Source organism: Kitasatospora sp. NPDC001664, from assembly GCF_053596675.1.
In genome coordinates, this window is sequence record NZ_JBSFGS010000015.1 from 61,324 (window position 1) to 86,258 (window position 24,935).

Here is a 24,935-nt window from a genome sequence, read left to right on the forward strand (position 1 = left end):
GGGGACTGAATCATGGCTATCTTCCTCACCAAGGACAGCAAGGTCATCGTCCAGGGCATGACCGGCTCCGAGGGCATGAAGCACACCCGTCGGATGCTCGCCTCGGGCACCCAGATCGTCGGTGGCGTGAACCCGCGCAAGGCCGGCACCACCGTTGACGTCGACGGCACCGAGGTGCCCGTCTTCGGCTCCGTCGCGGACGCCATCGCGGCCACCGGCGCCGACGTCACCGTGATCTTCGTTCCGCCGAAGTTCACCAAGGACGCCGTGGTCGAGGCGATCGACGCCGAGATCGGCCTCGCGGTCGTCATCACCGAGGGCGTTCCGGTGCACGACACCGCCGCGTTCTGGGCCTACGCCGGTTCCAAGGGCAACAAGACCCGGATCATCGGCCCGAACTGCCCCGGCCTGATCTCCCCCGGGCAGTCCAACGCGGGCATCATCCCGGCCGACATCACCCAGGCCGGCAAGATCGGCCTGGTCTCGAAGTCGGGCACCCTGACCTACCAGCTCATGTACGAGCTGCGGGACATCGGCTTCACCTCGGCCGTCGGCATCGGTGGCGACCCGGTCATCGGCACCACCCACATCGACGCGCTCAAGGCGTTCCAGGACGACCCGGACACCGAGCTGATCGTGATGATCGGTGAGATCGGCGGGGACGCCGAGGAGCGTGCCGCGGCCTTCATCGCCGAGTACGTCACCAAGCCGGTCGTCGGCTACGTCGCGGGCTTCACCGCCCCCGAGGGCAAGACCATGGGCCACGCCGGCGCCATCGTCTCCGGCTCCTCCGGCACCGCCCAGGCGAAGAAGGAGGCCCTCGAGGCCGCCGGTGTCAAGGTCGGCAAGACGCCGTCCGAGACCGCCCGCCTGGCCCGTGAGCTGATCGCCAAGTAAGGCTCACCGCACGGCAGTACGGCAACACCGAAGGACCCGCGCCCCCCGGCGCGGGTCCTTCGGCGTTCGTGGCGGGACGGCTGCCCTGCAGGTGCAGCGGTCCGCGGGGGCACCGACCTACTGCCAGGTCATGTCGTACTGGACGACGACCGGGACGGTGCCGGAGGCGGTGGCCGCAGCGGCCGGGGCGCTCTGGGCGGCCAGGGCGGGGACGGCGGCGGCGAGGGCGAGGGCGACGACCGCGGCGGCCTTGGCGATGTGGGTGCGCAGCATGGCGAGTCCTTCGGAGAGAAGTGGGGTGTGGAGTGGCTCCGGAGTCCTGCGTCCCGCGGTGACGCTTCCGGCCTCCGGGCCGGCCGGTGGGGTGTCCCTTCCGGCGATCACTACTCTCGTCGCAGGTCAGGGCCGATGGAAGGGATCTCCGGTGGACGGAAAGGTCCTTGGACCGTTCCGTCCACCGAGGCCGTAACCGGCCAGTCCGAGCTCCACGGCCGGTGCGATCAGCGGGGCGGCCGCGCGGCCCGTCCCCCAGCCCAGCAGCGCGGGGTGGAGGTGCACCGCGCGGTCCATCAGCGCGGCGGCCCGCCGCTCGGCCTGGTGCAGGTCATCGGCGATGAGGAAGAGCCCGACCACGGGGTGCGGCACCACCCGGCCGTGCACCACGACGTGCTCCAGGCAGTCCTCGGGCCGGGCGGTCGCGCGGATCAGTTCGGCCGTCTCCGTGGGGAGTTGGGCGCCCTGCGCGGATTGCCGGAGTTCGACGTGGATGAGGTACATGAGCCGACTGTGCCAATGCCTGAATCGGCTGAACAGGGGTGAAAGCTGGACGGTCTGGGCCGTGGCCCGAAGCGTCCAAACCCGGTCGTCACTTGACGGAGTCTCGTGTAATGATCCTTCGAACACTTTGTAAGAAGAGTGATTTGGGTGGGGGAAATGCTCACGACTCTCGGGTTGGACACGCGCTCGGAAGCGGTCTACCGAGCCATGCTGATGCACCCGCAGGAGGGCGTGGCCGGTCTGGCGGCGGTCACCGGCCTGGCCGAGGCGGACGTGCGGGCAGCGCTGGACGTGCTCAGTGAGCTCGCCCTGGTGCGGCCGTCCTACGAACAGAGCGGGGCACTGCGCGCGGTCTCGCCGGACGTCGGGATGGAGATCCTGATGACCCGCCAGCAGGCCGAGCTGGCCGCCCAGCAGCTGCGGATCGAGGCCTCCCGGGCAGCCGCCGCCCAGCTGATCGCCGAGTACTCGGACATGCGGCCGACCACCGCGCACCCGGGCGTGGAGCAGTTGGTCGGGCTGGACGCCATCCGGGGCAGGCTCTCCTCCCTCACCCGGGAGGTCAAGGACGAGGTGATGACCTTCGCCCCGGACGGTGCGCACACACGGGAGAGCATGGAGGCGTCCCGGCCGCTCAACCAGGACCTGCTGGACCGGGGCGTCCGGATGCGCACCGTCTACCTGGAGAGCTGCCGCAACAACCAGCCGACCGTGGAGCACGTCGAGTGGATCTCCGCGCGCGGCGGCCAGGTCCGGCTGGCACCCTCGCTGCCGACCCGGATGATCATCACCGACCGGACCACCGTGGTGATCCCGGTGAACGGCGAGGACAGCGCCGCCGCCGCCGTGGTGCTCACCGGGCACGGGACGGTGACCGCGCTCTGCGCGCTGTTCGAGAACGTCTGGTCCAGCGCCCAGCCGCTCGGCACCTCCAGCACCCCGGACGTCCACGGGCTCACCCCGCAGGAGGCCACCGCGATCCGGCTGCTGGCCGAGGGCTTCACCGACGAGGCGATCGGCAAGCGGCTCGGCGTCTCGCAGCGGACCGCCCGGCGGACCGCCACCGATCTGATGGAGCGCCTGGGCGCCCGCAGCCGTTTCGAGGCCGGGGTCAAGGCCGTCCAGCACGGCTGGCTGCCCAGCCGGCCCTGACCGCCGGGCCCTGACTGCCCGGCCATGCGTGCCCGGCCGAGCCCAGCCCAGCCCGGGCCGACCGGCCCGGTTCGGCGCGGGCCGGTTCCGGCCACCGCCGGTGACCCGCCGTCAGGCGGGTGGCAGCTCGAAGCGGAGCGGGGCGTGGCCGGGCCCGGTGGACCCGCCGGGCCCGGCAGCCGGGCAGAGCCGCAGCGGCGGGCAGGGCACGGCGGGGACCGGTACCGGGACCGGCGGCACCAGCGGTACGGCCGATGCCGCCGCCGACGGAGCCTGAGCCGCCGACGGAGCAGGAGCCGGGGGCAGCACCGCCTCGGCCAGCGGTCCGAGGCCCTCGGCCGTAGCGGCACCCGCAGCGGCACCTGGCGTGGCACCCCCAGCTGCGGCCGGAGCCGGTTCGGGCGCCGGCCCCAGCGGCAGTGAGCTGCCCGGGGTCGGGCCGCACCAGTGGCTGAGCAGGCCCGGCCAGACCGTGACGTCCGACCGGACGGGCCCCGCGCTGCCGCTGTCGGCGGTGGAGCAGACCGACGGGGGCGCGAGTGCGGGCTCCCGGAAGAGGGCTGACGGACCGTTGCCCGCCAGGGTGGCCACCATCGTCGCCGTCATGCCCAGCGTGACGACTCCGGCGGCGGCCGTCAGCAGCCCGGACCGCAGCCGGCCCCGTGCCCGGAGCAGTCCGGGGGAGGGGGCCTTGGCCGCAGGGCAGCCGTGGACCGCGGCCCGGTGCAGCAGCTCGCCCAGGTGGTCGCCGAAGCCCTCCGCCGTCGGGTCCGGCCCCACCAGGGCCGGTACCGAGGCGGCCATCGCCGCCCGCGCGCTGAGCACCCGCCCGGCCGCCGCCGCGGTACTCGACTCGACCTCGGCCGCCACCTGTTCGGCGCTCAGTCCGAGCGCGTCGTGGAGGACCAGGGCCCGCAGTTGAGGGCGGGTCAGCCGGCCGAGCGCCTTGAGCAGGTCGCGGTCGCGCGGGGTGAGGCCGTCCGGCTCCGGAGCCGCCGCGTCCGGCAGCGGGTGCACCCGGATCCGGCGCCTCGGCAGCCGCCGCGGGTGGGCTCGGCGCGGGCCGCCGCGGTGCCACGGCGCCTGAGCGGCCTCGAAGGCGTACGCGCGGGCCCAGGCCTCCGGATCCGGCAGCGCCCCCACCTCCCGCCAGCGCCGGCCGGCCGCCGAGAGGGCCAGGTGCACCGCGTGCAGGGCGCGGTGGCGGCAGGCGGTGAGCAGGAAGGTCTGCTGCACCAGGCGGACGTGGGTGAGCGCGCAGAACTGCTCGAACCCCTCCGGGCGCGGCTCCGTCACGGCGCCCGGCAGGCCGCCTGCGACGGGCACGGGTGTCGGGGTGGGCTCCGGCGCCCGCCCGGTCCCGGTCTCCGGCTCGGCAGCGGCGTCACCGCCGGCACCGCCACCGCCACCGTCGGCGTCAGCGGCGGCGGCGGCGGGAGCCGGGGCGAGCCGGGCGGCGACGGCGACGGCCTCCGCCCGGGTGTGCACGCCGAGCTTGCGCATCGCCCGGTGCAGGTGGGTGCGCGCCGTGCCGGTGGAGACGCCGAGGGCCTCCGCGATGGTCCTGGTGTCCCGGCCGGAGGCCAGCAGGGCGAGGGCCTGGGCCTCACGCGGCGTCAGCAGGCGGAGCAGCCGGTCCGGGTCGGCCTGCGGACGGGCGGGTGCCGGGGAGGTCACCGCGCCCCCCGGGGCGGGCGGTCGGGCTGGCGTCGAGCCGGGACTGGGCACATGAAGTGATAATCCGGGACACGGCGGAGCTTTGCCTCTTCACGGGGCACAACGGGTGATCTTGGGAGCATGAGGCCCATGACGCAGCTGATGGGCCGTCCGATCCTGGGCCTGCCGGGCGAACTGGGAGTCCGCCCCTTTCTCGCCGACCTGCTGGCCGGAGTCCGCACCGCGCTGCTCACCCTGGCCCTGGTGGCCGTGCCGGTGCTGGCCCTCTGGGTGGTCACCCCGTACGCGGACGACACCGCCGCCGGGGCCGGGCGGGTGGCGGGCGCGCTCTGGCTGCTCGGACACGGGGCACCGCTCGCCCGCGGTCCGGCGGGCGTTCCGCTGACCCTCACCCCGCTGCTGCCCACCGTGGTCACGGCCGTGCTGCTGGTCCGTACGGGGCAGCGCCTGGGGCGGCGCGAGCGCCTGCACTGGCGCGCGCCGTTGGCCGTGTGCGCCGGGTACCTGACGGTGGCCCTGGCCGCGGTGGCCCACTGCTCGGGGGAGGGGGAGCTGCGGGCCCGCCCGCTTCCCGATCTGGCGGCGGTCGCGCTCCTGGTGGCCGTCTCGCTCGGGGTCGGGGTCGGCTCGGTGGACGGCCGGCTGCGGCTGCCCGCCCGCCTCGTGCTTCCGGAGCGGTGGACGGACCGGGTGCCGGCCATGGCCAGGCCCACGGGCGGTGGGCCCGCCGTGCTGCGGGCCGCCGGGGCGGGCGTGCTCGGCCTGGTCGGGGCGGGCGCGGCGGTGTTCGGCGGGACGGTGCTGCTCGGGCTGGGGGCGGCGGGACGGTCGGCGGCGGACTTCGGCGGCGGGCCTGCGACGGTCGGCGGATTGGCGCTGGCCTGCGCGCTGCTGGTGCCCAACGCCGTGCTCTGGGCGGCGGGCTACGCACTCGGGCCCGGTTTCGCGGTCGGAACGGGGACGGTGGTCGCGCCGCTCGGGGCCCGGGTCGGCGAGGTGCCGGACTTCCCGCTGTTCGCGCTGCTGCCGGAGAGCGGGGCGGCGGGGTGGTGGCCGGCGGTCTGCGTCCTGCCGCTGCTGGCCGGGCTGGTCCCGGCGGCCCTGCTCGGCCGGGCGGCGCTGCGGGGGGAGTGGCACCCGGTGGCCACCGCCCTGGCCGCGCTGGGCAGTTCGCTGCTGGCCGGAGCCTCCGCAGGACTGGCCGCCTGGGCCGCGGGCGGTGCGCTGGCCGCCGACCGGATGGCCCGCCTCGGCCCCGTCCCCTGGCAGTCGGCCGTCGCCACCCTCGCCTGGCTGGCCGCCGTCACCGTCCCCGGCGCCCTCCTCGTCCGGGTCTGGCCCGCCCTGACCACCCGTCACCTCTCCCGGGCCCGCCGCGCCACCCACGCGGCGCTCGTCCGCCTCTCCGAGCTCGGCTCCCGCAGCTCCGACGACTGACCACGACCCGCGGCGGCCGTGCCGGACCCGCCGCGGTGCCGGATCTACCGCCGTGCCGGACCCGCCTCCCCGCTGACCCGCAGCGGCCGCGCCGCGTCTACCGCCCCGGGTTGTAGAGGTTGACGACGATGCTCGGGGCGAGGTCGTCGCAGCTGTCCACGGCCTGGGAGGTCAGGGCGCTGCTGACGCAGTTCACGTAGTCCTGGTAGTAGAGCGTGACGCCCAGCGAGGCCAGCACGAACAGGACCGTGACGCCGCCCGTGACGAGGCCGCCGACCGCGGCGGGGGTCTGCGGGCGGACGGGCTGCGGGCCGGCGGCCGAAGGGGTGGCCGTGGCGTCGGGGTTGGCGCGCTGCTTGGTCCGCAGGGTGCTGATGCCCCAGTAGGCGGCCAGCGCCCCGAGCAGCAGGGCGACGTAGGGGATGCCGAGCACCACGCAGAAGAGGCCGCCCATGCCGGCCATCAGCGCGTGCCGGGAGCGGCGCTGGATCGGGTCGTTGGGGTCGAACTTCGGCTGCGGCGGAGCCGGCGGCGGGGTGCCCCAGCCGTTGCCCCGGTGGCCGGGGCTCCACGGGTGCGGCGGCGGGACCAGGCCGCGGTCGTCCCCGCCCTCACCCGGACCGGAGGAGCCGGAGCCGTCGGGCGGGGTGGAGGAGCCGGGCGGCGGGGTGCGCGGCTGCCAGGGCCGGTCGGGGGCATTCGCCGGCGGCGGCGCGAACGGGTTGCGCTCGCCGGTGTCGTCTCCGCTGCTCATCTGTCAGCCAAATCCTTCGTCGTGGTGGTCGGGCCGGGGGTGGGACGGGGGCGGACCCGGGAGGGCCGGGTCAATGATCCCGCAGGGGTGTGCGGGAGTCACACGGGTGTGGCCGATCCGCGTGCCGCGAGATCCCCGTCTCAACTACGCGCGTAGCGTTGCCGGGCGGTTACGAGGGCCCTCCGACCAGCCGTTATCGTGGTGACGGTCGAGGTCCGGGCAAGGTTCCCGGCCCGATCAGGCGCCGCCCGTAGTGGCCCCACCGACGGTGGACGTACCAGCGGGCACCCGACCGACGGAGATTCGCGCAGTGGCCGCTGCTTCCGCCCAGTCCACCCCGACCGACGCCGTGCAGACCTTCCCGCCGCGTACCCCGGGCCCCGCCCGCCTCGTGGTGCTGGTCTCCGGTTCGGGCACCAACCTCCAGGCGCTGATCGACGCCGTGACCCCCGCCTACGGCGCGGAGATCGTCGCCGTCGGAGCGGACCGGGACGGCATCGCGGGTCTGGAGCGCGCCGAGAAGGCGGGCGTCCCGTCCTTCGTGCAGCGGATCAAGGACCACCCGGACCGGGCCGCCTGGGACACGGCGCTGACCGCGGCGGTGGCCGCGTACGCGCCGGACCTGGTGGTCACCGCCGGGTTCATGAAGATCCTCGGCCCGGAGTTCGTGGCCGCCTTCGCCGGACGGATCGTCAACACCCACCCCGCGCTGCTGCCCGCCTTCCCGGGCGCGCACGGCGTCACCGACGCGCTCGCGTACGGCGTGAAGGTGACCGGCTGCACGGTCCACCTGGTGGACGGCGACGTGGACACCGGCCCGATCATCGCCCAGGGTGTGGTCGAGGTCGAGGAGACCGACCACGCCGACGGCGGGGAAGCACTGCACGAGCGCATCAAGACTGTCGAGCGCCAGCTGCTCGTCGACGTCGTGGGCCGCCTGGCCCGCGAGGGTCACCGCATCGAGGACCGAAAGGTATGGATTCCGGCATGAGTGCCAGCTCCACCACGCCCCCCGTCTCGGAGGACGTCCGCCCGATCCGCCGCGCGCTGATCAGCGTGTACGACAAGACCGGTCTGGAGGAGCTGGCCCAGGGCCTGCACGCCGCCGGGGTCACCATCGTCTCCACCGGCTCCACCGCGGGCCGGATCGCCGCGGCCGGCGTGCCGGTCACCGAGGTCTCCGAGCTGACCGGCTTCCCGGAGTGCCTGGACGGCCGGGTCAAGACCCTGCACCCCCGGGTGCACGCCGGCGTGCTCGCCGACCTGCGGCTGGAGTCGCACCGTGCGCAGCTGGCCGAGCTGGAGATCGAGCCCTTCGACCTGGTCGTGGTGAACCTCTACCCGTTCACCGCCACCGTGGCCTCCGGCGCCACCCCGGACGAGTGCGTCGAGCAGATCGACATCGGCGGTCCGTCGATGGTCCGCGCGGCCGCCAAGAACCACCCCTCGGTGGCCGTGGTGGTCGACCCGGCCCGCTACGCGGACGTGCTGACGGCGGTTCAGGGCGGCGGCTTCGACCTGCTGACCCGCAAGCGCCTGGCCGGTGCCGCGTTCGCGCACACCGCCGCCTACGACGTCGCGGTGGCCTCCTGGTTCGAGGGCTCGGGCTACACCGAGAACACCGAGAGCTTCCCGGCCTTCCTGGGCGCGACGTACGAGCGCGAGAACGTGCTCCGCTACGGCGAGAACCCGCACCAGCAGGCGGCGCTGTACAGCGACGGCACCGGCGGCCTGGCCGGCGCCGAGCAGCTGCACGGCAAGGAGATGTCGTACAACAACTACGTGGACACCGACGCCGCCCGCCGGGCCGCGTACGACCACGCCGAGCCGGCCGTCGCGATCATCAAGCACGCCAACCCCTGCGGCATCGGCACCGGCGCGGACGTCGCCGAGGCGCACCGCAAGGCGCACGCCTGTGACCCGCTCTCCGCCTTCGGCGGCGTGATCGCGGTGAACCGTCCGGTCACCGTCGAGCTGGCCGAGCAGATCGCCGAGATCTTCACCGAGGTCGTCGTCGCCCCGGCGTACGAGGACGGCGCCGTCGAGGTGCTGGCCCGGAAGAAGAGCATCCGGGTGCTGCGCGCTCCCGAGGCCCCGGCCAACGCGGTCGAGGTCCGGCCGATCTCCGGCGGCGCCCTGCTGCAGCAGGTCGACCGGGTGGACGCGGCCGGTGACGACCCGTCGACCTGGACGCTGGCCACCGGCGAGGCGCTCTCCGAGGGCGAGCTGGCCGAGCTGGCCTTCGCCTGGCGGGCCTGCCGGGCCGTCAAGTCCAACGCGATCCTGCTGGCCAAGGGCGGCGCCTCGGTCGGCGTCGGCATGGGCCAGGTCAACCGGGTCGACTCGGCCAAGCTCGCGGTCGAGCGGGCCGGCGAGCGGGCGCAGGGCTCGTACGCCGCCTCGGACGCGTTCTTCCCGTTCCCGGACGGCCTCCAGGTGCTGCTGGACGGCGGCGTCAAGGCCGTGGTGCAGCCGGGCGGTTCGGTCCGCGACGACGAGGTGATCGCGGCCGCGAAGGCGGCCGGCGTGACGATGTACCTGACCGGGACCCGGCACTTCTTCCACTGAGCCCCGGCTCGCCGGGCCGGCCTGGCCGGTGACGCGAAGCGGCCCCGCACACCGTGAGGTGTGCGGGGCCGCTGCGTGACGTGACGTCAGTTGGCCTTGACGACCACGGTGCCGATGATCTTGTCCGCGAAGGTCTGCTTCTTCGCGTCCCACAGCGGCCACAGGAAGCCGATGCAGCAGACGTAGTCGAGGATGTGCAGCGCCTCGCGGCCGAAGGCGGCGCCGAAGCTGAGCTTCTGGCCGTCCGACTCGCGGACCATGCGGATGTTGACGGCCTTCTGGCCCAGCGACTGCCCCATGGAGCTCTTCATCCAGGCCAGCACGGCCCAGATGAGTATGGTGAAGAGGAAGTTGAAGGCGTAGTACGCGCCGCCGCCACCGCTGGTCTCGAAGGTGCCGGTGGCCGCGTTGTACTCGGTCTTCGGCTGGATCGCGAACAGGATGATGCCGGGGATCAGGCCGATCACGAGGCTGTCGATGATGCGGGCGACCACGCGGCTGCCCCAGCCCGCGTAGAAGTTCTGCACGTTGCCCGCGTTCGGGTAGCCGCCGCCGGGCTGGCCGTAGCCGGCCTGCGGCTGCTGCGGGTAGCCGTAGCCGGGCTGACCGGCCGGGGGCTGCTGCGGGTAGCCGTAGCCGGGCTGGCCCTGCGGGGCGCCCTGCTGCGGGTAGCCGTAGCCCTGCGGGGGCTGCTGGCCGTACGGGTTGTTCGGGTCGGGCGGGTAGCTCATCAATGCCTCCGTGGGCGGGATGGTGAGGTTGGGACGGGAACAGGAGAACCCTGGGACGGACGGGCAGTTGACGTGCCGACCGGGTGGGAGATTAGCGGAACGGAGTGACACGGTGGAGGTCACTTTCCGTCAGAAGGCCTTGCGATTACGGCAGCAGGAAGTCGTAACGGTGCAACTGCCAGAGCCAGGACACCGTTAAAGCGGTACCGATCAGGACATTCCGGTGACGGTTCGACAGCCCCCACCACCAGCGCCCCGGGCCGAGCGGTGCCAGCAGCAGGCCGAGGCCGGCCACCACCGTCACCGGGTTGGCCAGCAGGGCGGCGGCGAGGTCGCCGTGCCCCGCCTCGATGAAGACCGTGGTGGAGCCGCAGCCCGGGCAGGGGATCCCGGTGAAGCGGCGCAGCGGGCAGAGCACGCCGGGGTCGTGCGCGTCGTGCAGCAGCGCGACCGTCAGCGCGGCCACCGCCGCCCCGGCCGCGCGCACCGCGACCCGCAGCGCGCCACCGCGCGGCGTGCCCGCCGTGCCCGCCCAGCGGGTCGTCAACTGCTGGATCACGGGACGTAGTTCTCGGCCACGGTCTCGTAGAAGACCAGTCCGGCGATGCCGATCAGCAGGCCGAGGGCGGAGAGGACGATGCCGCCGATCGCCTGCGTACGGCCGATGCCGGTGCGCTGGGAGCGGTTGAGGCCGGCGATGCCCAGGCCCAGGCCGACCGGGCCGAGCAGCGCGCCGTAGAAGCAGATGACGATGGAGGCGAAGCCCAGCGCCAGCGCGGCGTTGGCCATGCCGTTCGGCTCCGCCACCGGGCCGACCGGCGCCATCGGGCCCATCGGGTAGCCGGGCTGGGGCTGCTGGTGCTGCTGCGGGTACCCCGGGGCGGGGTACGCCTGGTGCGGGTGCGGCTGCTGCCCGTACCCGCCGTACGGATCAGGCGGCGGCTGCTGGTACGGATTGCTCACTGCTGCGGTCCCCCCGTGTGTCACGTCCCCTCATCGTGGTTGGGGCGTGCCCGCCGTGTCCAGCGGTGCTCACCGTCCGTTCCGAAATGTGGCGCAACCGCAACCCGGGTGGCACGCGCCGGGGCACCGTCTCCGATCCGGGAGAATGGCGTCATGACTGCCCAGATTCTCGATGGCAAGGCCACTGCGGCCGCGATCAAGTCCGAACTCGCCGTCCGCGTGGCGGCCCTCAAGGAGCGGGGCGTCGTGCCCGGCCTCGGCACCCTGCTGGTCGGCGACGACCCGGGCAGCCGCTGGTACGTCAACGGCAAGCACCGCGACTGCGCCGAGGTCGGCATCGCCTCGATCCAGCGCGAGCTGCCCGCCGACGCCACCCAGCAGCAGGTCGAGGACGTGGTCCGCGAGCTCAACGCCGACCCGTCCTGCACCGGCTACATCGTCCAACTCCCGCTCCCCAAGGGCCTGGACCCGAACCCGGTGCTGGAGCTGATGGACCCGGCCAAGGACGCCGACGGCCTGCACCCGACCTCGCTCGGCCGCCTCGCCCTCGGCATCGACGGCCCGCTGCCCTGCACCCCGTACGGGATCATCGAGCTGCTCCGCCGCCACAAGGTGGAGATCGACGGCGCCGAGGTGGTCGTGGTCGGCCGCGGCGTCACCGTCGGCCGCTCGATCGGGCTGCTGCTCACCCGCCGCTCCGAGAACGCCACCGTGACGCTCTGTCACACCGGCACCCGGGACCTCTCCAAGCACCTGAAGCAGGCCGACATCATCGTCGCGGCCGCCGGCGTCGGCCACCTGATCAAGGCTCAGGACGTCAAGCCGGGCGCCGCGGTGCTCGACGTGGGCGTCAGTCGGGACGGCGAGGGCAAGATCCAGGGCGACGTGGAGCCCGGCGTGGCCGAGGTGGCCGGCTGGATCTCCCCGAACCCGGGCGGCGTCGGCCCGATGACCCGCGCCATGCTGCTCAACAACATCGTGGTGGCGGCCGAGCGCGCCGCGAACGGCTGACCCCGGTGGCGTCCATGCCGGGCCGGTCGCGACGGCGGCCGGTGAAGACCACGGGCACCCTCCCGCCCGAGGGCTCGGCCGCGGCGCTGGACCGCAGCCATCCGCTGCCGGTCCGGCAGTGGCCGATAACGCTGGTGCTCGGCCTGGCCGTGGTCGGCCTGGGCGTCACCTGGTTCGGCGACTTCAAGTACGGGCTGCTGCTGACCGGGGCCGCGCTGCTGGTCGGCGCCGCGCTGCGGCTGGTGCTGCCCGAGGTCGGCATGCTGGCGGTGCGCAGCCGCTTCACCGACGTCACCGTGCTGGGCTTCCTCGGCGCCGTGATCGTGCTGCTCACGCTGATCGCCCAGCCCGACCCGTGGCTGCGGCTCTCGGTGCTGGACAACATGGGGCACCTCATCGGCCGCCAACGCCGCTGAACCCGACGGCCCCCGTCCCGACGGCCCCCGCCCCGGCGGGGGCCGTCGCGCGCGGTCGCGGTGCGCGGAGCCGTGCGTGCCCGTTGTGACGTATCAGCCAGTGCCGTGCTCACGCCGGGCAGCGGGCTTGCGATAACCTGACGCCCGGATCTCTCGATGTCGAGAGATCGTCCTCGGCTCCAGCGCGGGCGCGCGGTGGGGCGTGGCACCCTGGCGATCGCTGGAGTAGACAGAAAATGACTCGCACCCCCGTCAACGTCACCGTCACCGGCGCGGCCGGCCAGATCGGCTACGCGCTGCTCTTCCGCATCGCCTCGGGCCACCTGCTCGGCGCCGACGTCCCGGTCAACCTGCGCCTGCTGGAGATCCCGCAGGGCGTCAAGGCCGCCGAGGGCACCGCGATGGAGCTCGACGACTGCGCGTTCCCGCTGCTGCGCGACATCACCATCACCGACCAGCCGTCGGTCGCCTTCGACGGTGCCAACGTGGCCCTCCTGGTCGGCGCCCGCCCGCGCACCGCCGGCATGGAGCGCGGCGACCTGCTGCAGGCCAACGGTGGCATCTTCGGCCCGCAGGGCAAGGCCATCAACGACAACGCCGCCGACGACATCAAGGTCCTGGTGGTCGGTAACCCGGCCAACACCAACGCCCTGATCGCCCAGCGCAACGCCCCGGACGTCCCGGCCGACCGCTTCACCGCGATGACCCGCCTGGACCACAACCGCGCCGTCGCCCAGCTCGCCAAGAAGCTCGGCGTCACCGTGAACGACATCCAGCGCCTGACCATCTGGGGCAACCACTCGGCCACCCAGTACCCGGACATCTTCCACGCGCTGGTCAACGGCAAGAACGCCGCCGAGGCCGTCAACGACGAGGCCTGGCTGGCCGACGAGTTCATCCCGACCGTCGCCAAGCGCGGCGCGGCCATCATCGAGGCCCGTGGCGCCTCCTCGGCCGCCTCGGCCGCCAACGCCGCCATCGACCACGTGTACACCTGGGTCAACGGCACCAAGGACGGCGACTGGACCTCGATGGGCATCGTCTCCGACGGCTCCTACGGCGTCGAGCCGGGCATCATCTCCTCCTTCCCGGTCACCGCGAAGGACGGCAAGTACGAGATCGTCCAGGGCCTGGAGATCTCCGAGTTCTCCCGCAAGCGGATCGACGCCTCGGTCGCCGAGCTGGTCGAGGAGCGCGACGCGGTGCAGGCCCTCGGCCTGATCTGAGCCCCGCTCACCCCGACGGCCGGGTCGCCCCTCGCGGGGCGGCCCGGCCGTCGCGCGTTCCGTATGCTGCCTGCCGTGACCCTCGCCCTGCTCCTGCTCCTTCCGGCGGCCGCCCTGATCGGCGAGCTGCTCCGCCCCTTCGCCCGGCTGCTCGGCTACGTCCGGGGGCTGCGCGGCGAGCAGCCGGGGCCCAGCTCGGAGGAGCTCCGCGACCTGGTCGCGGCCAGCACCGAACTCGGCCACGACGAGCGGGAGTTGATCGCCGACGTGTTCGCCGCCGGGGAGCGGCGGCTGAGCGAGGTGATGGTGCCGCGCACCGAGGTCACCTTCCTGGACGCCGACCGGCCGCTGGCCGAGGTCCGCGAGCAGGCCAGCCGGGCCCCGCACTCCCGCTACCCCGTCACCGAGGGCTCCTACGACGCCGTGGCGGGCTTCGTGCACGTCCGGGACCTCTACGGAGCGCGCGGCGAGCAGGCGTGCCTGGTCCGGGAGTTGACCCGCCCGGTGCGGCTGTTCCCGGCCACCAAGCGGGTGCTGGAGGCGATGAGCGAGATGCGCCGCGAGGGCCACCACCTGGCCATCGTGGTGGACGAGTACGGCGGCACCGCCGGGATCGTCACCCTGGAGGACCTGGTCGAGGAGGTCATCGGGGAGATCCGGGACGAGTACGACGCCCTGGACACCACGGCGACCCGGCGGCTGGCCGGCGGCGGGATGGAGCTGGACGGTCTGCTCAACCTCGCCGACTTCGCCGCCGAGACCGGCGTCACCCTTCCGGAGGGTCCCTACGAGACCGTCGCCGGATACCTGGTCAGCGAGCTCGGCAGGCTCCCCGGCGCCGGCGACCAGGTGGCCACCGGGGCCGGGCTGCGGCTCGCGGTGGCCAAGCTGGACGGCCGCCGGATCGAACGGATCAGGGTGAGCGCGGTCACAGTGTCCGAGGCCGTGGGGGCGGATGTTTCCTGAGCGGTCGGTGAAGCTGGAACAATGGCGCCCATGGTCAACGCAGCGGTCACCGGTCCGGCCACGGACCGTCCTCGGGTCCTCTCCGGCATCCAGCCCACCTCGGGCTCCTTCCACCTGGGCAACTACCTCGGCGCGGTGCGCCAGTGGGTGGACCTCCAGGAGGCCAACGACGCCTTCTACATGGTGGTCGACCTGCACGCGATCACCGTGCCGCAGGACCCGGCGACACTGCGCGAGAACACCCGGATCTCCGCCGCCCAGCTGCTCGGCGCCGGGCTCGACCCGGAGCGCTGCACCCTCTTCGTCCAGTCCCACGTGCCCGAGCATGCGCAGCTCGGCTGGGTGATGAACTGCCTGACCGGCTTCGGCGAGGCCAGCCGGATGACCCAGTTCAAGGACAAGTCCTCCAAGCAGGGCGCCGACGGCACCACGGTCGGCCTGTTCACCTACCCCATCCTGCAGATCGCCGACATCCTGCTCTACCAGGCCGACGCCGTCCCGGTCGGCGAGGACCAGCGCCAGCACATCGAGCTGACCCGCGACCTCGCCGAGCGCTTCAACACCCGGTACGCGCCCACCTTCACCGTGCCGAAGCCGTACATCCTCAAGGAGACGGCGAAGATCCAGGACCTGCAGGACCCGACCGCCAAGATGAGCAAGTCGGCCGCCTCGCCCAAGGGCCTGGTGAACCTGCTGGACGACCCCAAGGTCAGCTCGAAGAAGTTCAAGAGCGCCGTCACCGACACCGACACCGTGGTGACCTACGACGAGGAGAACAAGGCCGGCGTCTCCAACCTGCTGCGCATCCACTCCGCGCTCAGCGGGCAGTCGATCGAGCAGCTGGTCGCCCACTTCGAGGGCAAGATGTACGGCGCGCTCAAGACCGAGCTGGCCGAGCTGTTCGCGGACTGGGTCACCCCGTTCCAGGCCCGCACCCGCACCTACCTGGACGACCCGGCCGAGCTGGACCGCGTGCTGGGCCTGGGCGCCGAGAAGGCCCGCGAGGTGGCCTCGCAGACCCTGGCCACCGTCTACGACCGCATGGGCTTCCTGCCCCCCAAGCGCTGACGGACACCCACCCGATGGACACCCGGACCACGCCCGATGGTGACGAGCTCCCCGAGGAGCTCGTCACCATCGGCGTGGCCGTGCACGTCCCGGAGCCCTACGGCACCGCGATCCAGGACGCCCGGGCCGCGCTCGGCGACCCGGCCGCCCGCTCCATACCCACCCACGTCACCCTGCTGCCGCCGACCGAGATAGCCGTGGCCCGGCTGGCCGAGGTCGAGGCCCACCTGCACGAGGTGGCCGCCGGGCACCGGCCGTTCCGGATGCTGCTCCAGGGCAGCGGCTCCTTCCGCCCGGTCTCGCCGGTGGTCTTCGTCAAGGTCGAGGAGGGCGCCCAGGAGTGCCGCGGCCTGGAGGCCGCCGTCCGCTCCGGCCCGCTGGCCCGCGAGCTCGCCTTCCCGTACCACCCGCACGTCACCGTCGCCCACGGCCTGGCCGAGCCGGGCCTGGACGAGGCGCAGGCCAAGGTCCGCTCCTTCCACGCCCGGTTCGCGGTGACCGGCTTCGCGATCTCCCGCTTCGGCGCCGACGAGGTCTGGCGCCCCTGGCGCAGCTACGCCTTCGGCACCGCCTCCGGCCGGGGCTGAGCGGGGCCCACCGGGGCTGAGCGGGGCCGAGCGGGGTGGACCGGCGCCCGGGGCCGAGCCGCCGTCAGCCCGGGCCGGCCCCGAGGGCCAGCATCCGGTCCACCACCCGGGCCGCCGCCCCGCCGTCGTCCAGCCGGCAGTGCACCGCCCGGAAGCGCTCGTACGCGGCGGCCTGACGCTCCGTCGGCCCCCGCCCGTCGGCCAGCGCGCGCAGCTCGGCCACCACCTCCGCCGAACTCGGCAGCAGCGGCCCCGGGGCCTCGGCCTCCAGGTCGAAGTAGAAGCCGCGCAGGGTGTCCCGGTAGTGCTCCAGGTCGTAGGTGAAGAAGACCACCGGCCGGCCGGTGACGGCGAAGTCGAACACGATCGAGGAGTAGTCCGTCACCAGCACGTCGGCGGCCAGCAGCAGGTCCTGCGGGTCGGGGTAGTCGCCGACGTCGTACAGGAAGCCGTCCCCGGCGCCGGGCAGCGGCTCCGCCACGTGCGAGTGCGGGCGCACCAGCAGCACGTGGTCCCGGCCGAGCGCGGCCCGGGCGGCGGCCACGTCCAGCCGCAGGCCGAGCCGGAAGCCGTCGCCGTCGGCCCGCTGCTGATCCTCCCGCCAGGTCGGCGCGTACAGCACCACCCGCTTGCCCGGGGGGAGGCCGAGGCGGCGGCGGAGGCCCGCCGGGTCCGCGCCGGCGGCCAGCACGTCGTTGCGCGGGTAGCCGCTCTCCAGCAGCTCGCCCCCGTACCGGAAGGCCCGCCGCAGGATCGGGGTGGCGAAGGCGCTGGGGGAGACCAGCAGGCTCCACTGCGGCACCTCGCGCTCCAGCGCGGCCAGGTAGCCGGCGTCGGCCAGCCAGGGGTTGGCGACGTCGTGCGCGATCCGCTTGAGCAGCGAGCCGTGCCAGGTCTGCACCACCACCTGGCCGGGGCGGCGCTCCAGGAAGGGCGGGAAGTGCGTGTTCCCCACCAGGTAGCGGGAGGTGGCCAGCGCCTCGTACCACTCGGGGCCGTGGGCCCGCACCGGCCGGACCCCGGCGGGCACCTCGGCCCGGGCGTCGTCCACCACCCAGAGGTGGTCCAACGGCAGCCCGCGGCGGGCGAGTTCGGCGTGCACGGCGCGCGGCGAGTCGGCGTAGCCGCGGCCGCCGAAGACGTCGTAGAGCACCGCCTCGCGCAGCGGCCGGCGGCGGGCGGCCGGGTACGCCGAGGTGCGCAGCCGGTGCTGCGCGTACGCGCTGCGCTCGGCCGGGGCGAGCACCGGGGTGGAGTCCAGGATCAGGGTGTCGTGCCAGCGGCCGCGCAGCCGCACCCGCTTGTCCCCGCCGGCCGGGAAGCCGGCCGCCGGGCCGAGCCGCACCTCGGCGGGCAGGGCGGCCAGGGCGGGGCCGGTGAGCTGGAGCGGGCGTTCGGCCGAGCGGTCGCCGAGCGGCCGCAGCCGCAGCTCCCAGATGCCGCGCCGCAGCGGCCGCCGGGCCCGGTCCGAGCCGGTCACGGCGCAGGGCACGGTGAGCCGGGTGCCGCGCTCGACCGGCACCAGGACCTCGCCGGTGCCGTTGCCGTGCCGCAGCACCAGCTCCAGCGGGCCGTCGCCGGGCAGTTCGGTGCGCACGGCGAGCCGGAAGCCGTCCTCGGCCGGGGTCACCGCGTCCACCAGCACGGCGCCCGGCTGGAGGCGGAACTGCGGGTAGCCGTCGGCGAGTTGCTTGACCGTCAGGGCGCCGCCGGCCGGGTGGGCCAGCAGCAGCCCGCCGGGCACGGCGCGGTCGTCCAGCACCGGCCGCTCGGTGGAGCCGTCCGGCCGCAGCAGCTCGCCGTCCCAGTGCTCGGTGTCCCAGTGCTCGCCGTCCCGGTGCTCGGTGTCGGCGCCGCCGCCCGGGGCGAGCGCCTCGAAGGGCAGCCGGACGGTGAACTCCCGGCCGTCCGGGCTGACGGGGTGCCGGCTCTCGCCGCCGCCCTCACGGTGGCGCAGCCGGTAGACCGTGCCCTCGGGCACGTCGTGCGCCCAGCCGGAGAGCTCCAGGCCGCCGTCCACCGCGCGCAGCCCGGTGAGGCGGCTCCAGACCCGGTGCAGCTTCAGGGTGAGACCGCGCTCGGTGAAGAGCACCAGCAGTCGGACGTCGCGGTCCACCCAGTGCGCGGGCGGGTACTCGCCCGAGCCGCACCAGTACGGGCCGGGCGAGCCCTGGGCGCGGCGCAGCCCGGTCAGGCCCAGCGCGACCGGCAGCACCACCTCGACCAGCCACTCGGCGTCCGGCCAGCCGCCGTCCGGCTCGTGCGCCCGGGCCGGGTCGCGCAGCCGGGCCGGGTCGAGCTCCGCGACGAAGGCCGCCCAGTCGTGGTTGAACTCCTCCTGGCCGCTCTCCTCGGTGACCTCGGGGCAGTGGAGCTGACGCGTCCTCAGCCGGACCGGCTCGTGCCCGGGCCGGGTGAGGTGCACCGCGGTCCGCGCGCTCAGGTGCCGCGTGGTGTCCCGGTCCCCGGGGTGGGCGGAGCAGGTCAGCTCCAGCCGGCCGTCGGTCCAGCGGACCTCGCGCAGCCCGTACGAGGGAGGTACGGGCGGGTGCTCCGCGGCCGGCTCGGGACGGCGCTGGGCGACGACGCCGACGGTGCGGAGAACGGACAAGGGGGCGCCTTCCGGCAGGCGGGACGAGGGAAGATCCCATCCCATACCGGTCGAAACCCGCAGGTCAACCGGGGTCGGCCCGGGCCGACCCCGATTCACCCGGGGCGGTGGAAAGCGTCGAACCCGCCTTCGACCACGGTCGAAGGCGGGTTCGAGGTGACGGCGGGTCAGCCCTTGAGCAGGGCGTCCACCACCCGGGCGGCGGCCTTGCCGTCGTCCAGGTCGCAGTACTTCTGCTTGAAGGTCGCGTAGGCGTCCGCGTACTCGGCGGCCACCGCGTCCACCCTGCCCAGGGCCTCGACCAGCGCCTCGGAGGTCGCCAGCAGCGGGCCCGGGGCCTCGGCCTCGAAGTCGAAGCTGAAGCCGCGCAGGTTGTCCCGGTAGTGCTCCAGGTCGTGGGTGAAGAAGAGCACCGGGCGGCCGGTGTTCACGAAGTCCACCGTCGCCGAGCTGTAGTCAGTCACCAGGACGTCGGCGATCAGCAGCAGGTCGGCCGTGTCGGGGTAGGTGGAGACGTCCCAGACGTAGCCGTTCCCGGCGCCCGGGACCTGACCGCACATCACCGCGTGGGTGCGCACCAGCAGCACCTGGTCCTCGCCGAGTGCCGCCCGGGCGGCTTCCAGGTCGACCCGCAGGTCCGGCTGGTAGCCGCCCTGCGGGCGGCGCCGGTCCTCGCGGAAGGTGGGCGCGTAGAGCACCACCTTCTTGCCCTCGGGCAGGCCGAGCCGCTCGCGGACCCGCTCGGCGGTCTTCTCCCGGTCGCTGGAGAGCAGCACGTCGTTGCGCGGGTAGCCGGTCTCCAGGATCGGGCCCTGGAAGCGGAAGGCGCGGCGCATCACCCCGGTGGAGAAGGTGTTCGGCGAGACCAGCATGCTCCACTGCGCGACGTCGCGGTCGAGCTCCTTGAGGTAGTTGGCGTCGGTGAACCAGACCTTCTCGAAGTCGTGGCCGATCCGCTTGACCGGGGTGCCCTGCCAGGTCTGCAGGACCACCTGGCCGGGGCGCCGGACGAAGAAGTCGGGCATGTGCGTGCTGGTCACCACGTACTTCGCGGTGGCCAGGGCCTCGAACCACTCGGGGCTCCACTGCCGGACGGGCTCGGCGGTGGACGGCAGGTCGGCCTGGAGGTCGTCGTTGGTCCACAGGTGGCGCAGCGCGGCGCCCCGGTGCACCAGCTCCTCGTGGATCGCCCGCGGCGAGTCCGCGTAGTGGCTGCCGAAGCCCACGTTGTAGAGCACGGTGTCGGTCAGCGGGGAGAGCTGGGCCCGGGCGAAGGCGTTGCGCTGCTGCCGCTGCCGGTAGCCGCTGCGCTCCTCCGGGAGCAGGTCGGGGTGCGACTCCAGCGAGAGGTGGTCGTAGACGCGGCGCTCCAGCACCACCCGGCGGCCGCGCGCCTCGATCTCCAACGGGAACGAGTCGTGCGACTCCTTGGCCAGTATGACGCTGGGCCAGAGGCCGCCGGTGGCCCCGGCCGGGCGGAAGAAGACCTCCCAGGTGCCCTTGTGCAGCGGCACCTCGCCCGCGAAGGAGGCGGTCGGCACGGCCGGCAGGGTGGCGCGGAACCGGCCGTCGGTGATCTCGACGGGGTAGGCGTGCTCCTCCTCGCGCCAGTGGTGACGGAGCACCAGCTCGTACCGGTGGGTGCCGGCCAGCGGCAGGCGGCCGCTGAGCAGGAAGCCCTCCGCCTCCGGGGCCGGGGCGATGCCGTCCACCACCGGCTGGAGCACCTGGTCGGCGAACTGCAGGTGCCCGCCCGGCGAGGACTTGGAGTGGAAGGCCCGGGCGTCGCCCTCGAAGGGCACCTCGATGTGCTCGAACGGAGCCCGGTCGTCCAGCACTATCGGCGTGACGAGCTTGCCGCCGAGGTGGATGTCACAGCTCCAGCGGTCCCGCGTCCGCTCCTCCGCGGCCGGGTCCAGCGCGTCCCAGGCCTCGCGGACCTGGGCCAGCTCGGAGATCGGGAAGACGGCCGTGAACCCGACCTGGTCGCCGACCGGGGCGGAGAGCTCGAGCGGGACGAACAGCTCGCGGTCCGACTCGGTGTGCAGCAGCCGCAGGCGGGCCTGCGCCAGGTCGGCGCCGGCCGTCACCCGGCCGGTCATGGTGATGGTGCCGTCCAGCTCACTGACCGTCAGGACCCGGGCCCGGACCTTCTCCACCTTCAGGTAGAGGTGGCCCTGGTTCAGCCACGGCACGATCCGGACGTCCTGGTCGACCCAGTGCGAGGGCGGGTTCTCGGCGCTGTCCGCCCAGCCGCCGGAGATCCGGCCCTTGTAGACGCCGCCCTTGCCGATCCCGGCGATCAGCACCCGCCACTGGCCCTCCTTCCACTGACCCCGGTGCTTGAGCCGCTTGGGGTCGACGGTGACGGAGAAGCCGGCCCAGTCGCAGCTGTACAGGTCGTGGGAGGAGGAGGCGGTGGCCTCCGGGCTGTAGGCGGTCTTGGTGGGCACCGCCAGCACCCGGCGGCCCTTGGCCTCGCGCAGGACCAGCACCTTGACCATGTCGTGCCGGTTCTCGGCGCCCAGGTGCTCGGGGAAGGCGTGGCCGGTCAGCCGGAACTTCCCGTCCTCCCAGGCGGTCTCGTACAGCCGGCTGCGCATCACCAGCGCGTTGTCCAGGCGCAGCACGTCGGCGGGCACGCTGCGGCGGCCGCCGCGCAGGAACGGGTAGTCGGCGTACGGGCGGAGCAGGCCGCGGGCCGGGGCGGCGCCGTTGCTGTCCTTCTCGAACTCCATCTGGTCGATGAACTCGGACATCCGGTTCGCCACCGTCAGGTGGTACTTCAGGCGCAGCGGCGCGCGCAGCTTGCGGACCTGCTCCGGGCCGATCGCCCGGAGCAGCCGGGAGACGTGCACCTGGTAGGCCTCGCGGTACGGCTCGTCGCCGTCCAGCACCGACCAGAAGAACATCGGGATCTCCTCGACGAGGTTGTTCTCGTCGTAGGAGCGCAGGTACTCCTTGAACTCCGGCTCGGGCCGGGCCTGCAGCCAGGCGCGGACCAGCTCCATCGACTTGACCCGGTCGATCAGGCCCTTGGGGTTGAAGCGCATCTGGGTGATCGACATCTCGCCGACCTCGCGCTCGCGCCAGTGGTAGATCGGCTCGGAGAGCACGTCCACGCTCTTGGCGAGGTAGTGGTGCGGGACGCTGACCGGGGCGTCCTCGTAGAGGATGCCCTCGGGGTAGAGCACGCCGGCCGCGTCGAAGAAGGAGCGGCGGTAGACCTTGTTCCACGCGGTGCGGTCGGTGACCAGCGCCGGGATCTCGGTGATGTGGGTCTTGAGCCTGGTCTCCCGGAACGGCTTGACGTGCCCGCCGGACTGGTAGTAGCCGACGGCGCGGAAGCGCAGCACGTTGCCGGTGGCGAAGTCGGAGCCGGTCTCGTCCAGCGTGCCGATCATCAGCTCGTAGGCGCTGGGCGGCAGGGTGTCGTCGCTGTCGACGAAGTTGAGGAACTCGCCGTCCGGGTCGATGTGGCGGTACCCGGTGTTGCGGGCCGCGCCGAGGCCCTTGTTCTCCTGGCGGACCAGGCGGAAGCGGGAGTCCTTGGCGGCGTACGCGTCCGCGATGGCGGCGCTGCCGTCCTTGGAGCCGTCGTCCACCATCACGCACTCGAAGTCCGTGAAGGTCTGGGCGGCGATGGAGTCCAGGCACTCCTCGAGGTAGCGCTCGACGTTGTAGATCGGGACGACGACGGAGAGGCGGGGGGCCATCGGCTGCGCGGGCCTTTCATCGGGGACGTGCGAGCGGTGGGTGTCCGGGGACGGACGCCCGCCGGGCACACAGCTTCGGCGCGATTCTACCGTCCGGCCGTGCGACCCCCGGCTGTGCGGGCCGCGCCGCGGTCGTCAACCTCGCGCCCGGCGTCCCACCCGAACGGGAGGGTCACCCGGACGGCCCCGGGTCGTTGCTCCGGTCAGGCCGCCCACGGCGGTCCACCGCAGTGTCGTGAGGAGCAGTCGATGAGCACCGTCACCCTGGCCGAACCGGCCCGCCTCGAGGACGTCCCGGGGTGGTTCTGGGAGGAGGACCGGCACTCCTTCGAGTGGCTGCTGACCCGGCAGGAGCGCATCGGCCAGCACGGGGACCTGCTGGAGCTGGGCGCCTACCTGGGCCGCAGCGCCATCGTGATGGGTCGTTACCTGCAGTCGGGTGAGCGGTTCACGGTCTGTGACCTGTTCGACTCCGAGGCTCCGGACGAGGACAACACGGCCGAGATGGCGATGTCGTACCGGAAGACCCTGACCCGTCGGGCGTTCGAGGTCAACTACCTGGCCTTCCACGAGGAGCTGCCGGAGGTGGTGCAGGCGCCGACCTCGGTGCTGGCCGACGGCCGGATCCCGGCGGGCAGCTGCCGCTTCGTCCACGTGGACGCCTCGCACCTGTACGAGCACGTGGCCGGCGACATCCAGGTGGCCAGGGCCGCGCTCGCCCCCGACGGCCTGCTGGTGCTGGACGACTACCGGTCCGAGCACTGCCCGGGCGTGGGCGCGGCGATCTGGGAGGCGGTCTTCGACCACGGCCTCAAGCCGGCTCTGCTGACGGAGTGCAAGTTCTACGGCACCTGGGGCGATCCGACCGCGCTCCAGGAGGAGCTGCTGGCCGTCGGCGGCGGGGCCGAGGGCTGCTGGCTGAACGTGGACACCATCGGCGGCCACCGGGTGCTGCGGCTCGACGGCAAGCCCACCCGGCCGACCGCCTTCCCCCGGCCCCGCAACGCGCCGCCCGCCCCCGACCCGAAGGCCGTCGAGGCCGCCGCCGCGGCCGAGGCCGCCGCCGCCTCGGCGCTGCGGGCCGCACAGGACCTGGCCGAGCGCCGTGCCCGGGCCGCCGCCGCCCGCCGGCCGGCGGCGGTGGCCCGGCAGATGGCGGCCGACCTGCTCCCGCCGGTGGTCGCGGCGGCGATCCGCCGGGCCCGGCACCGGGGCTGACCGGACGGACTGGCCGGCCGGACCGACGGGGCGTCGGACGGAGCGCTTCCGCGCGGATCGGCCGCCGGGCCGGTATACAGGGACCCGGCCCGGACCGACCGGGGGCGGAGCAGGGCGAGGTGACGGCGTGGACTTCCTGACCAGACTCCCGGTGGTCGGCCCGCTGGTGGCCCGGGTGCTGCGCAGCCGCCCCTGGCTGGCGTACGCGCACATGAACGAGGTGCAGGGCAACCGGCTGGCCGGGGCCGTCACCTTCTTCGGCTTCCTGGCCCTCTTCCCGCTGCTCACGGTGGCCTTCGCGATCGCGGTGAAGACCCTCTCGGACAGCCGGGTGCGGCAGCTCCAGGACGACATCGCCGAGCAGCTGCCCGGCCTCTCCGACGCGCTGGACCTGCCCGCCCTGGTGGCCAACGCCAACGCCGTCGGGGTGATCAGCGGGGTGCTGCTGCTGATCTCCGGCCTCGGCTGGGTGGAGACCATGCGCGGCTCCGTCCGGGAGATCTGGCGGCTGCCCCAGGAGGACGGCAACCCGGTGCTGCGCAAGCTCTGGGACTGCGCCGTGCTGCTCGGCCTCGGTCTGGTGACGGCCGTCTCCCTGGGTGCCTCGGCGGTGGCCACCACGCTGGCCCGGCGGGCCGCCGACTGGCTCGAACTGGACGGCGTGGGCTGGCTGTTGACGGCGGTCGGGTTCGTGATCGCGGTCGGCGCCGACTTCGTCCTGTTCAGCTACCTGCTCGGACCCTTCCCCCGGATCACCGACCACCTGGAGCGGCGGGCCCTGGTCACCGGGGCGCTGATCGGCGCGGTCGGGTTCGAGCTGCTCAAGCTGCTGCTCTCGTCCTACCTCGGCTCGGTGGCCGGCAAGAGCCTGTACGGGGCCTTCGGCGTGCCGGTCGCCCTGCTGCTCTGGATCAACTTCGTCTCCCGGCTGCTGATGTACTGCGCCTCCTGGACGGCGCTGGCCGACCCGGAGGCGGCCCGGGCCCGGACCAGGGAGCGGGCCCGGGCCCTGCTGGAGTCGGCCGAGCCGGCCCCGGCCGCCGAAACCCCCTGAACGCCCCCTGCCGGAACCGCCGGGATGTGGCTAGGATCACCGCCACGCTCGCCCTGCCACCACGTGGGCGAGAACCACCTGCAGCGGAACCCCCGTCCGCGGCAAC

Annotated in this window: 22 protein-coding genes; 13 read left to right on the top strand and 9 right to left on the bottom strand. The window is 73.7% G+C overall.

Annotated features, from left to right (window positions below; all coding sequences use genetic code 11):
* Nucleotides 1-12 precede the first annotated feature (12 nt).
* Entirely contained in the window at nt 13-897 is an 885-nt protein-coding gene (sucD, locus tag ACWCYY_RS21950) for a succinate--CoA ligase subunit alpha (protein WP_345286098.1), read from the top strand.
* 117 nt (nt 898-1,014) lie between these two features.
* On the opposite strand, the gene ACWCYY_RS21955 is transcribed toward sucD, so the two are convergent.
* Complete coding sequence (locus tag ACWCYY_RS21955) at nt 1,015-1,170, bottom strand: hypothetical protein (RefSeq protein WP_449796978.1); 156 nt, start codon at nt 1,168-1,170, stop codon at nt 1,015-1,017.
* A gap of 126 nt (nt 1,171-1,296) precedes the next feature.
* A complete protein-coding gene (locus ACWCYY_RS21960) occupies nt 1,297-1,674 on the bottom strand; it encodes a hypothetical protein (protein ID WP_449796979.1) in 378 nt (125 codons plus the stop codon).
* 156 nt (nt 1,675-1,830) lie between these two features.
* On the opposite strand from ACWCYY_RS21960, the gene ACWCYY_RS21965 reads away from it, so the two are divergent.
* Entirely contained in the window at nt 1,831-2,826 is a 996-nt protein-coding gene (locus ACWCYY_RS21965; protein WP_449796980.1) for a helix-turn-helix transcriptional regulator, read from the top strand.
* A 111-nt stretch (nt 2,827-2,937) separates the two neighbouring features.
* Here ACWCYY_RS21965 and ACWCYY_RS21970 read toward each other — a convergent pair whose 3' ends face one another.
* A complete protein-coding gene (locus ACWCYY_RS21970; protein WP_449796981.1) occupies nt 2,938-4,503 on the bottom strand; it encodes a LuxR C-terminal-related transcriptional regulator in 1,566 nt (521 codons plus the stop codon).
* Nucleotides 4,504-4,632: 129 nt separating this feature from the next.
* Between ACWCYY_RS21970 and ACWCYY_RS21975 the strand changes: the two genes are divergently transcribed.
* Nucleotides 4,633-5,940, top strand: a complete 1,308-nt coding sequence (locus ACWCYY_RS21975) for a cell division protein PerM (RefSeq protein ID WP_449796982.1) — start codon at nt 4,633-4,635, stop codon at nt 5,938-5,940.
* Nucleotides 5,941-6,037: 97 nt separating this feature from the next.
* On the opposite strand, the gene ACWCYY_RS21980 is transcribed toward ACWCYY_RS21975, so the two are convergent.
* Nucleotides 6,038-6,694 carry a hypothetical protein gene (locus ACWCYY_RS21980; protein ID WP_345286086.1) on the bottom strand — a complete coding sequence of 219 codons (657 nt, stop codon included), beginning with the start codon at nt 6,692-6,694 and terminating at the stop codon, nt 6,038-6,040.
* A 349-nt stretch (nt 6,695-7,043) separates the two neighbouring features.
* Here ACWCYY_RS21980 and purN point away from each other — a divergent pair, with 349 nt between their 5' ends.
* The gene (gene purN, locus ACWCYY_RS21985; RefSeq protein WP_449797038.1) at nt 7,044-7,685 is read left to right on the top strand and encodes a phosphoribosylglycinamide formyltransferase; all 642 of its coding nucleotides are present in this window, start codon (nt 7,044-7,046) and stop codon (nt 7,683-7,685) included.
* Nucleotides 7,682-9,262, top strand: coding sequence for a bifunctional phosphoribosylaminoimidazolecarboxamide formyltransferase/IMP cyclohydrolase (purH, locus tag ACWCYY_RS21990; RefSeq protein ID WP_345286084.1), 1,581 nt, complete (start codon nt 7,682-7,684; stop codon nt 9,260-9,262). The genes purN and purH overlap by 4 nt, the downstream gene beginning before the upstream one ends.
* Before the next feature lie 86 nt (nt 9,263-9,348).
* On the opposite strand, the gene ACWCYY_RS21995 is transcribed toward purH, so the two are convergent.
* The 3 genes from ACWCYY_RS21995 to ACWCYY_RS22005 form a co-directional block, all read right to left on the bottom strand.
* Nucleotides 9,349-9,993: an RDD family protein gene (locus ACWCYY_RS21995; protein WP_345286082.1), complete on the bottom strand. Its 645-nt coding sequence runs from the start codon at nt 9,991-9,993 to the stop codon at nt 9,349-9,351.
* 145 nt (nt 9,994-10,138) lie between these two features.
* Nucleotides 10,139-10,552: a DUF2752 domain-containing protein gene (locus ACWCYY_RS22000; RefSeq protein ID WP_380149330.1), complete on the bottom strand. Its 414-nt coding sequence runs from the start codon at nt 10,550-10,552 to the stop codon at nt 10,139-10,141.
* Nucleotides 10,549-10,956 carry a hypothetical protein gene (locus ACWCYY_RS22005; protein ID WP_345286078.1) on the bottom strand — a complete coding sequence of 136 codons (408 nt, stop codon included), beginning with the start codon at nt 10,954-10,956 and terminating at the stop codon, nt 10,549-10,551. The genes ACWCYY_RS22000 and ACWCYY_RS22005 overlap by 4 nt, the downstream gene beginning before the upstream one ends.
* A gap of 153 nt (nt 10,957-11,109) precedes the next feature.
* Between ACWCYY_RS22005 and ACWCYY_RS22010 the strand changes: the two genes are divergently transcribed.
* The 6 genes from ACWCYY_RS22010 (at nt 11,110) to ACWCYY_RS22035 (ending at nt 16,230) form a co-directional block, all read left to right on the top strand.
* On the top strand, nt 11,110-11,967 hold the full coding sequence (locus ACWCYY_RS22010; protein WP_345286076.1) for a bifunctional methylenetetrahydrofolate dehydrogenase/methenyltetrahydrofolate cyclohydrolase: 858 nt from the start codon (nt 11,110-11,112) through the stop codon (nt 11,965-11,967).
* A gap of 41 nt (nt 11,968-12,008) precedes the next feature.
* Nucleotides 12,009-12,383, top strand: a complete 375-nt coding sequence (locus tag ACWCYY_RS22015) for a DUF3017 domain-containing protein (RefSeq protein ID WP_380149328.1) — start codon at nt 12,009-12,011, stop codon at nt 12,381-12,383.
* A gap of 236 nt (nt 12,384-12,619) precedes the next feature.
* The gene (locus ACWCYY_RS22020; RefSeq protein ID WP_345286072.1) at nt 12,620-13,609 is read left to right on the top strand and encodes a malate dehydrogenase; all 990 of its coding nucleotides are present in this window, start codon (nt 12,620-12,622) and stop codon (nt 13,607-13,609) included.
* Nucleotides 13,610-13,684: 75 nt separating this feature from the next.
* Nucleotides 13,685-14,575, top strand: coding sequence for a hemolysin family protein (locus tag ACWCYY_RS22025; RefSeq protein WP_449796983.1), 891 nt, complete (start codon nt 13,685-13,687; stop codon nt 14,573-14,575).
* 30 nt (nt 14,576-14,605) lie between these two features.
* Nucleotides 14,606-15,643 carry a tryptophan--tRNA ligase gene (gene trpS, locus ACWCYY_RS22030; protein WP_345286068.1) on the top strand — a complete coding sequence of 346 codons (1,038 nt, stop codon included), beginning with the start codon at nt 14,606-14,608 and terminating at the stop codon, nt 15,641-15,643.
* 14 nt (nt 15,644-15,657) lie between these two features.
* Nucleotides 15,658-16,230: a 2'-5' RNA ligase family protein gene (locus tag ACWCYY_RS22035; protein WP_345286066.1), complete on the top strand. Its 573-nt coding sequence runs from the start codon at nt 15,658-15,660 to the stop codon at nt 16,228-16,230.
* Nucleotides 16,231-16,294: 64 nt separating this feature from the next.
* Here ACWCYY_RS22035 and ACWCYY_RS22040 read toward each other — a convergent pair whose 3' ends face one another.
* Entirely contained in the window at nt 16,295-18,841 is a 2,547-nt protein-coding gene (locus tag ACWCYY_RS22040; RefSeq protein ID WP_345286064.1) for a CDP-glycerol glycerophosphotransferase family protein, read from the bottom strand.
* Between the two features lie 167 nt (nt 18,842-19,008).
* Nucleotides 19,009-22,557, bottom strand: a complete 3,549-nt coding sequence (locus ACWCYY_RS22045) for a bifunctional glycosyltransferase/CDP-glycerol:glycerophosphate glycerophosphotransferase (RefSeq protein WP_449796984.1) — start codon at nt 22,555-22,557, stop codon at nt 19,009-19,011.
* A 249-nt stretch (nt 22,558-22,806) separates the two neighbouring features.
* On the opposite strand from ACWCYY_RS22045, the gene ACWCYY_RS22050 reads away from it, so the two are divergent.
* Nucleotides 22,807-23,775, top strand: a complete 969-nt coding sequence (locus ACWCYY_RS22050; RefSeq protein WP_345286060.1) for a class I SAM-dependent methyltransferase — start codon at nt 22,807-22,809, stop codon at nt 23,773-23,775.
* 127 nt (nt 23,776-23,902) lie between these two features.
* Nucleotides 23,903-24,829 (top strand): YihY/virulence factor BrkB family protein, encoded by a 927-nt coding sequence (locus ACWCYY_RS22055; protein WP_345286058.1) that lies wholly within the window; start codon nt 23,903-23,905, stop codon nt 24,827-24,829.
* Nucleotides 24,830-24,935 lie beyond the last annotated feature (106 nt).

Excerpts from the sequence above, each read along its gene's own strand:
- sucD (WP_345286098.1), top strand. The coding sequence starts at position 13 with ATGGCTATCTTCCTCACCAAGGACAGCAAGGTCATCGTCCAGGGCATG.
- ACWCYY_RS21955 (WP_449796978.1), bottom strand. The coding sequence starts at position 1,170 with ATGCTGCGCACCCACATCGCCAAGGCCGCCGCGGTCGTCGCCCTCGCC.
- ACWCYY_RS21960 (WP_449796979.1), bottom strand. The coding sequence starts at position 1,674 with ATGTACCTCATCCACGTCGAACTCCGGCAATCCGCGCAGGGCGCCCAA.
- ACWCYY_RS21965 (WP_449796980.1), top strand. The coding sequence starts at position 1,831 with ATGCTCACGACTCTCGGGTTGGACACGCGCTCGGAAGCGGTCTACCGA.
- ACWCYY_RS21975 (WP_449796982.1), top strand. The coding sequence starts at position 4,633 with ATGACGCAGCTGATGGGCCGTCCGATCCTGGGCCTGCCGGGCGAACTG.
- ACWCYY_RS21980 (WP_345286086.1), bottom strand. The coding sequence starts at position 6,694 with ATGAGCAGCGGAGACGACACCGGCGAGCGCAACCCGTTCGCGCCGCCG.
- purH (WP_345286084.1), top strand. The coding sequence starts at position 7,682 with ATGAGTGCCAGCTCCACCACGCCCCCCGTCTCGGAGGACGTCCGCCCG.
- ACWCYY_RS21995 (WP_345286082.1), bottom strand. The coding sequence starts at position 9,993 with ATGAGCTACCCGCCCGACCCGAACAACCCGTACGGCCAGCAGCCCCCG.
- ACWCYY_RS22010 (WP_345286076.1), top strand. The coding sequence starts at position 11,110 with ATGACTGCCCAGATTCTCGATGGCAAGGCCACTGCGGCCGCGATCAAG.
- ACWCYY_RS22020 (WP_345286072.1), top strand. The coding sequence starts at position 12,620 with ATGACTCGCACCCCCGTCAACGTCACCGTCACCGGCGCGGCCGGCCAG.
- trpS (WP_345286068.1), top strand. The coding sequence starts at position 14,606 with ATGGTCAACGCAGCGGTCACCGGTCCGGCCACGGACCGTCCTCGGGTC.
- ACWCYY_RS22035 (WP_345286066.1), top strand. The coding sequence starts at position 15,658 with ATGGACACCCGGACCACGCCCGATGGTGACGAGCTCCCCGAGGAGCTC.
- ACWCYY_RS22045 (WP_449796984.1), bottom strand. The coding sequence starts at position 22,557 with ATGGCCCCCCGCCTCTCCGTCGTCGTCCCGATCTACAACGTCGAGCGC.
- ACWCYY_RS22050 (WP_345286060.1), top strand. The coding sequence starts at position 22,807 with ATGAGCACCGTCACCCTGGCCGAACCGGCCCGCCTCGAGGACGTCCCG.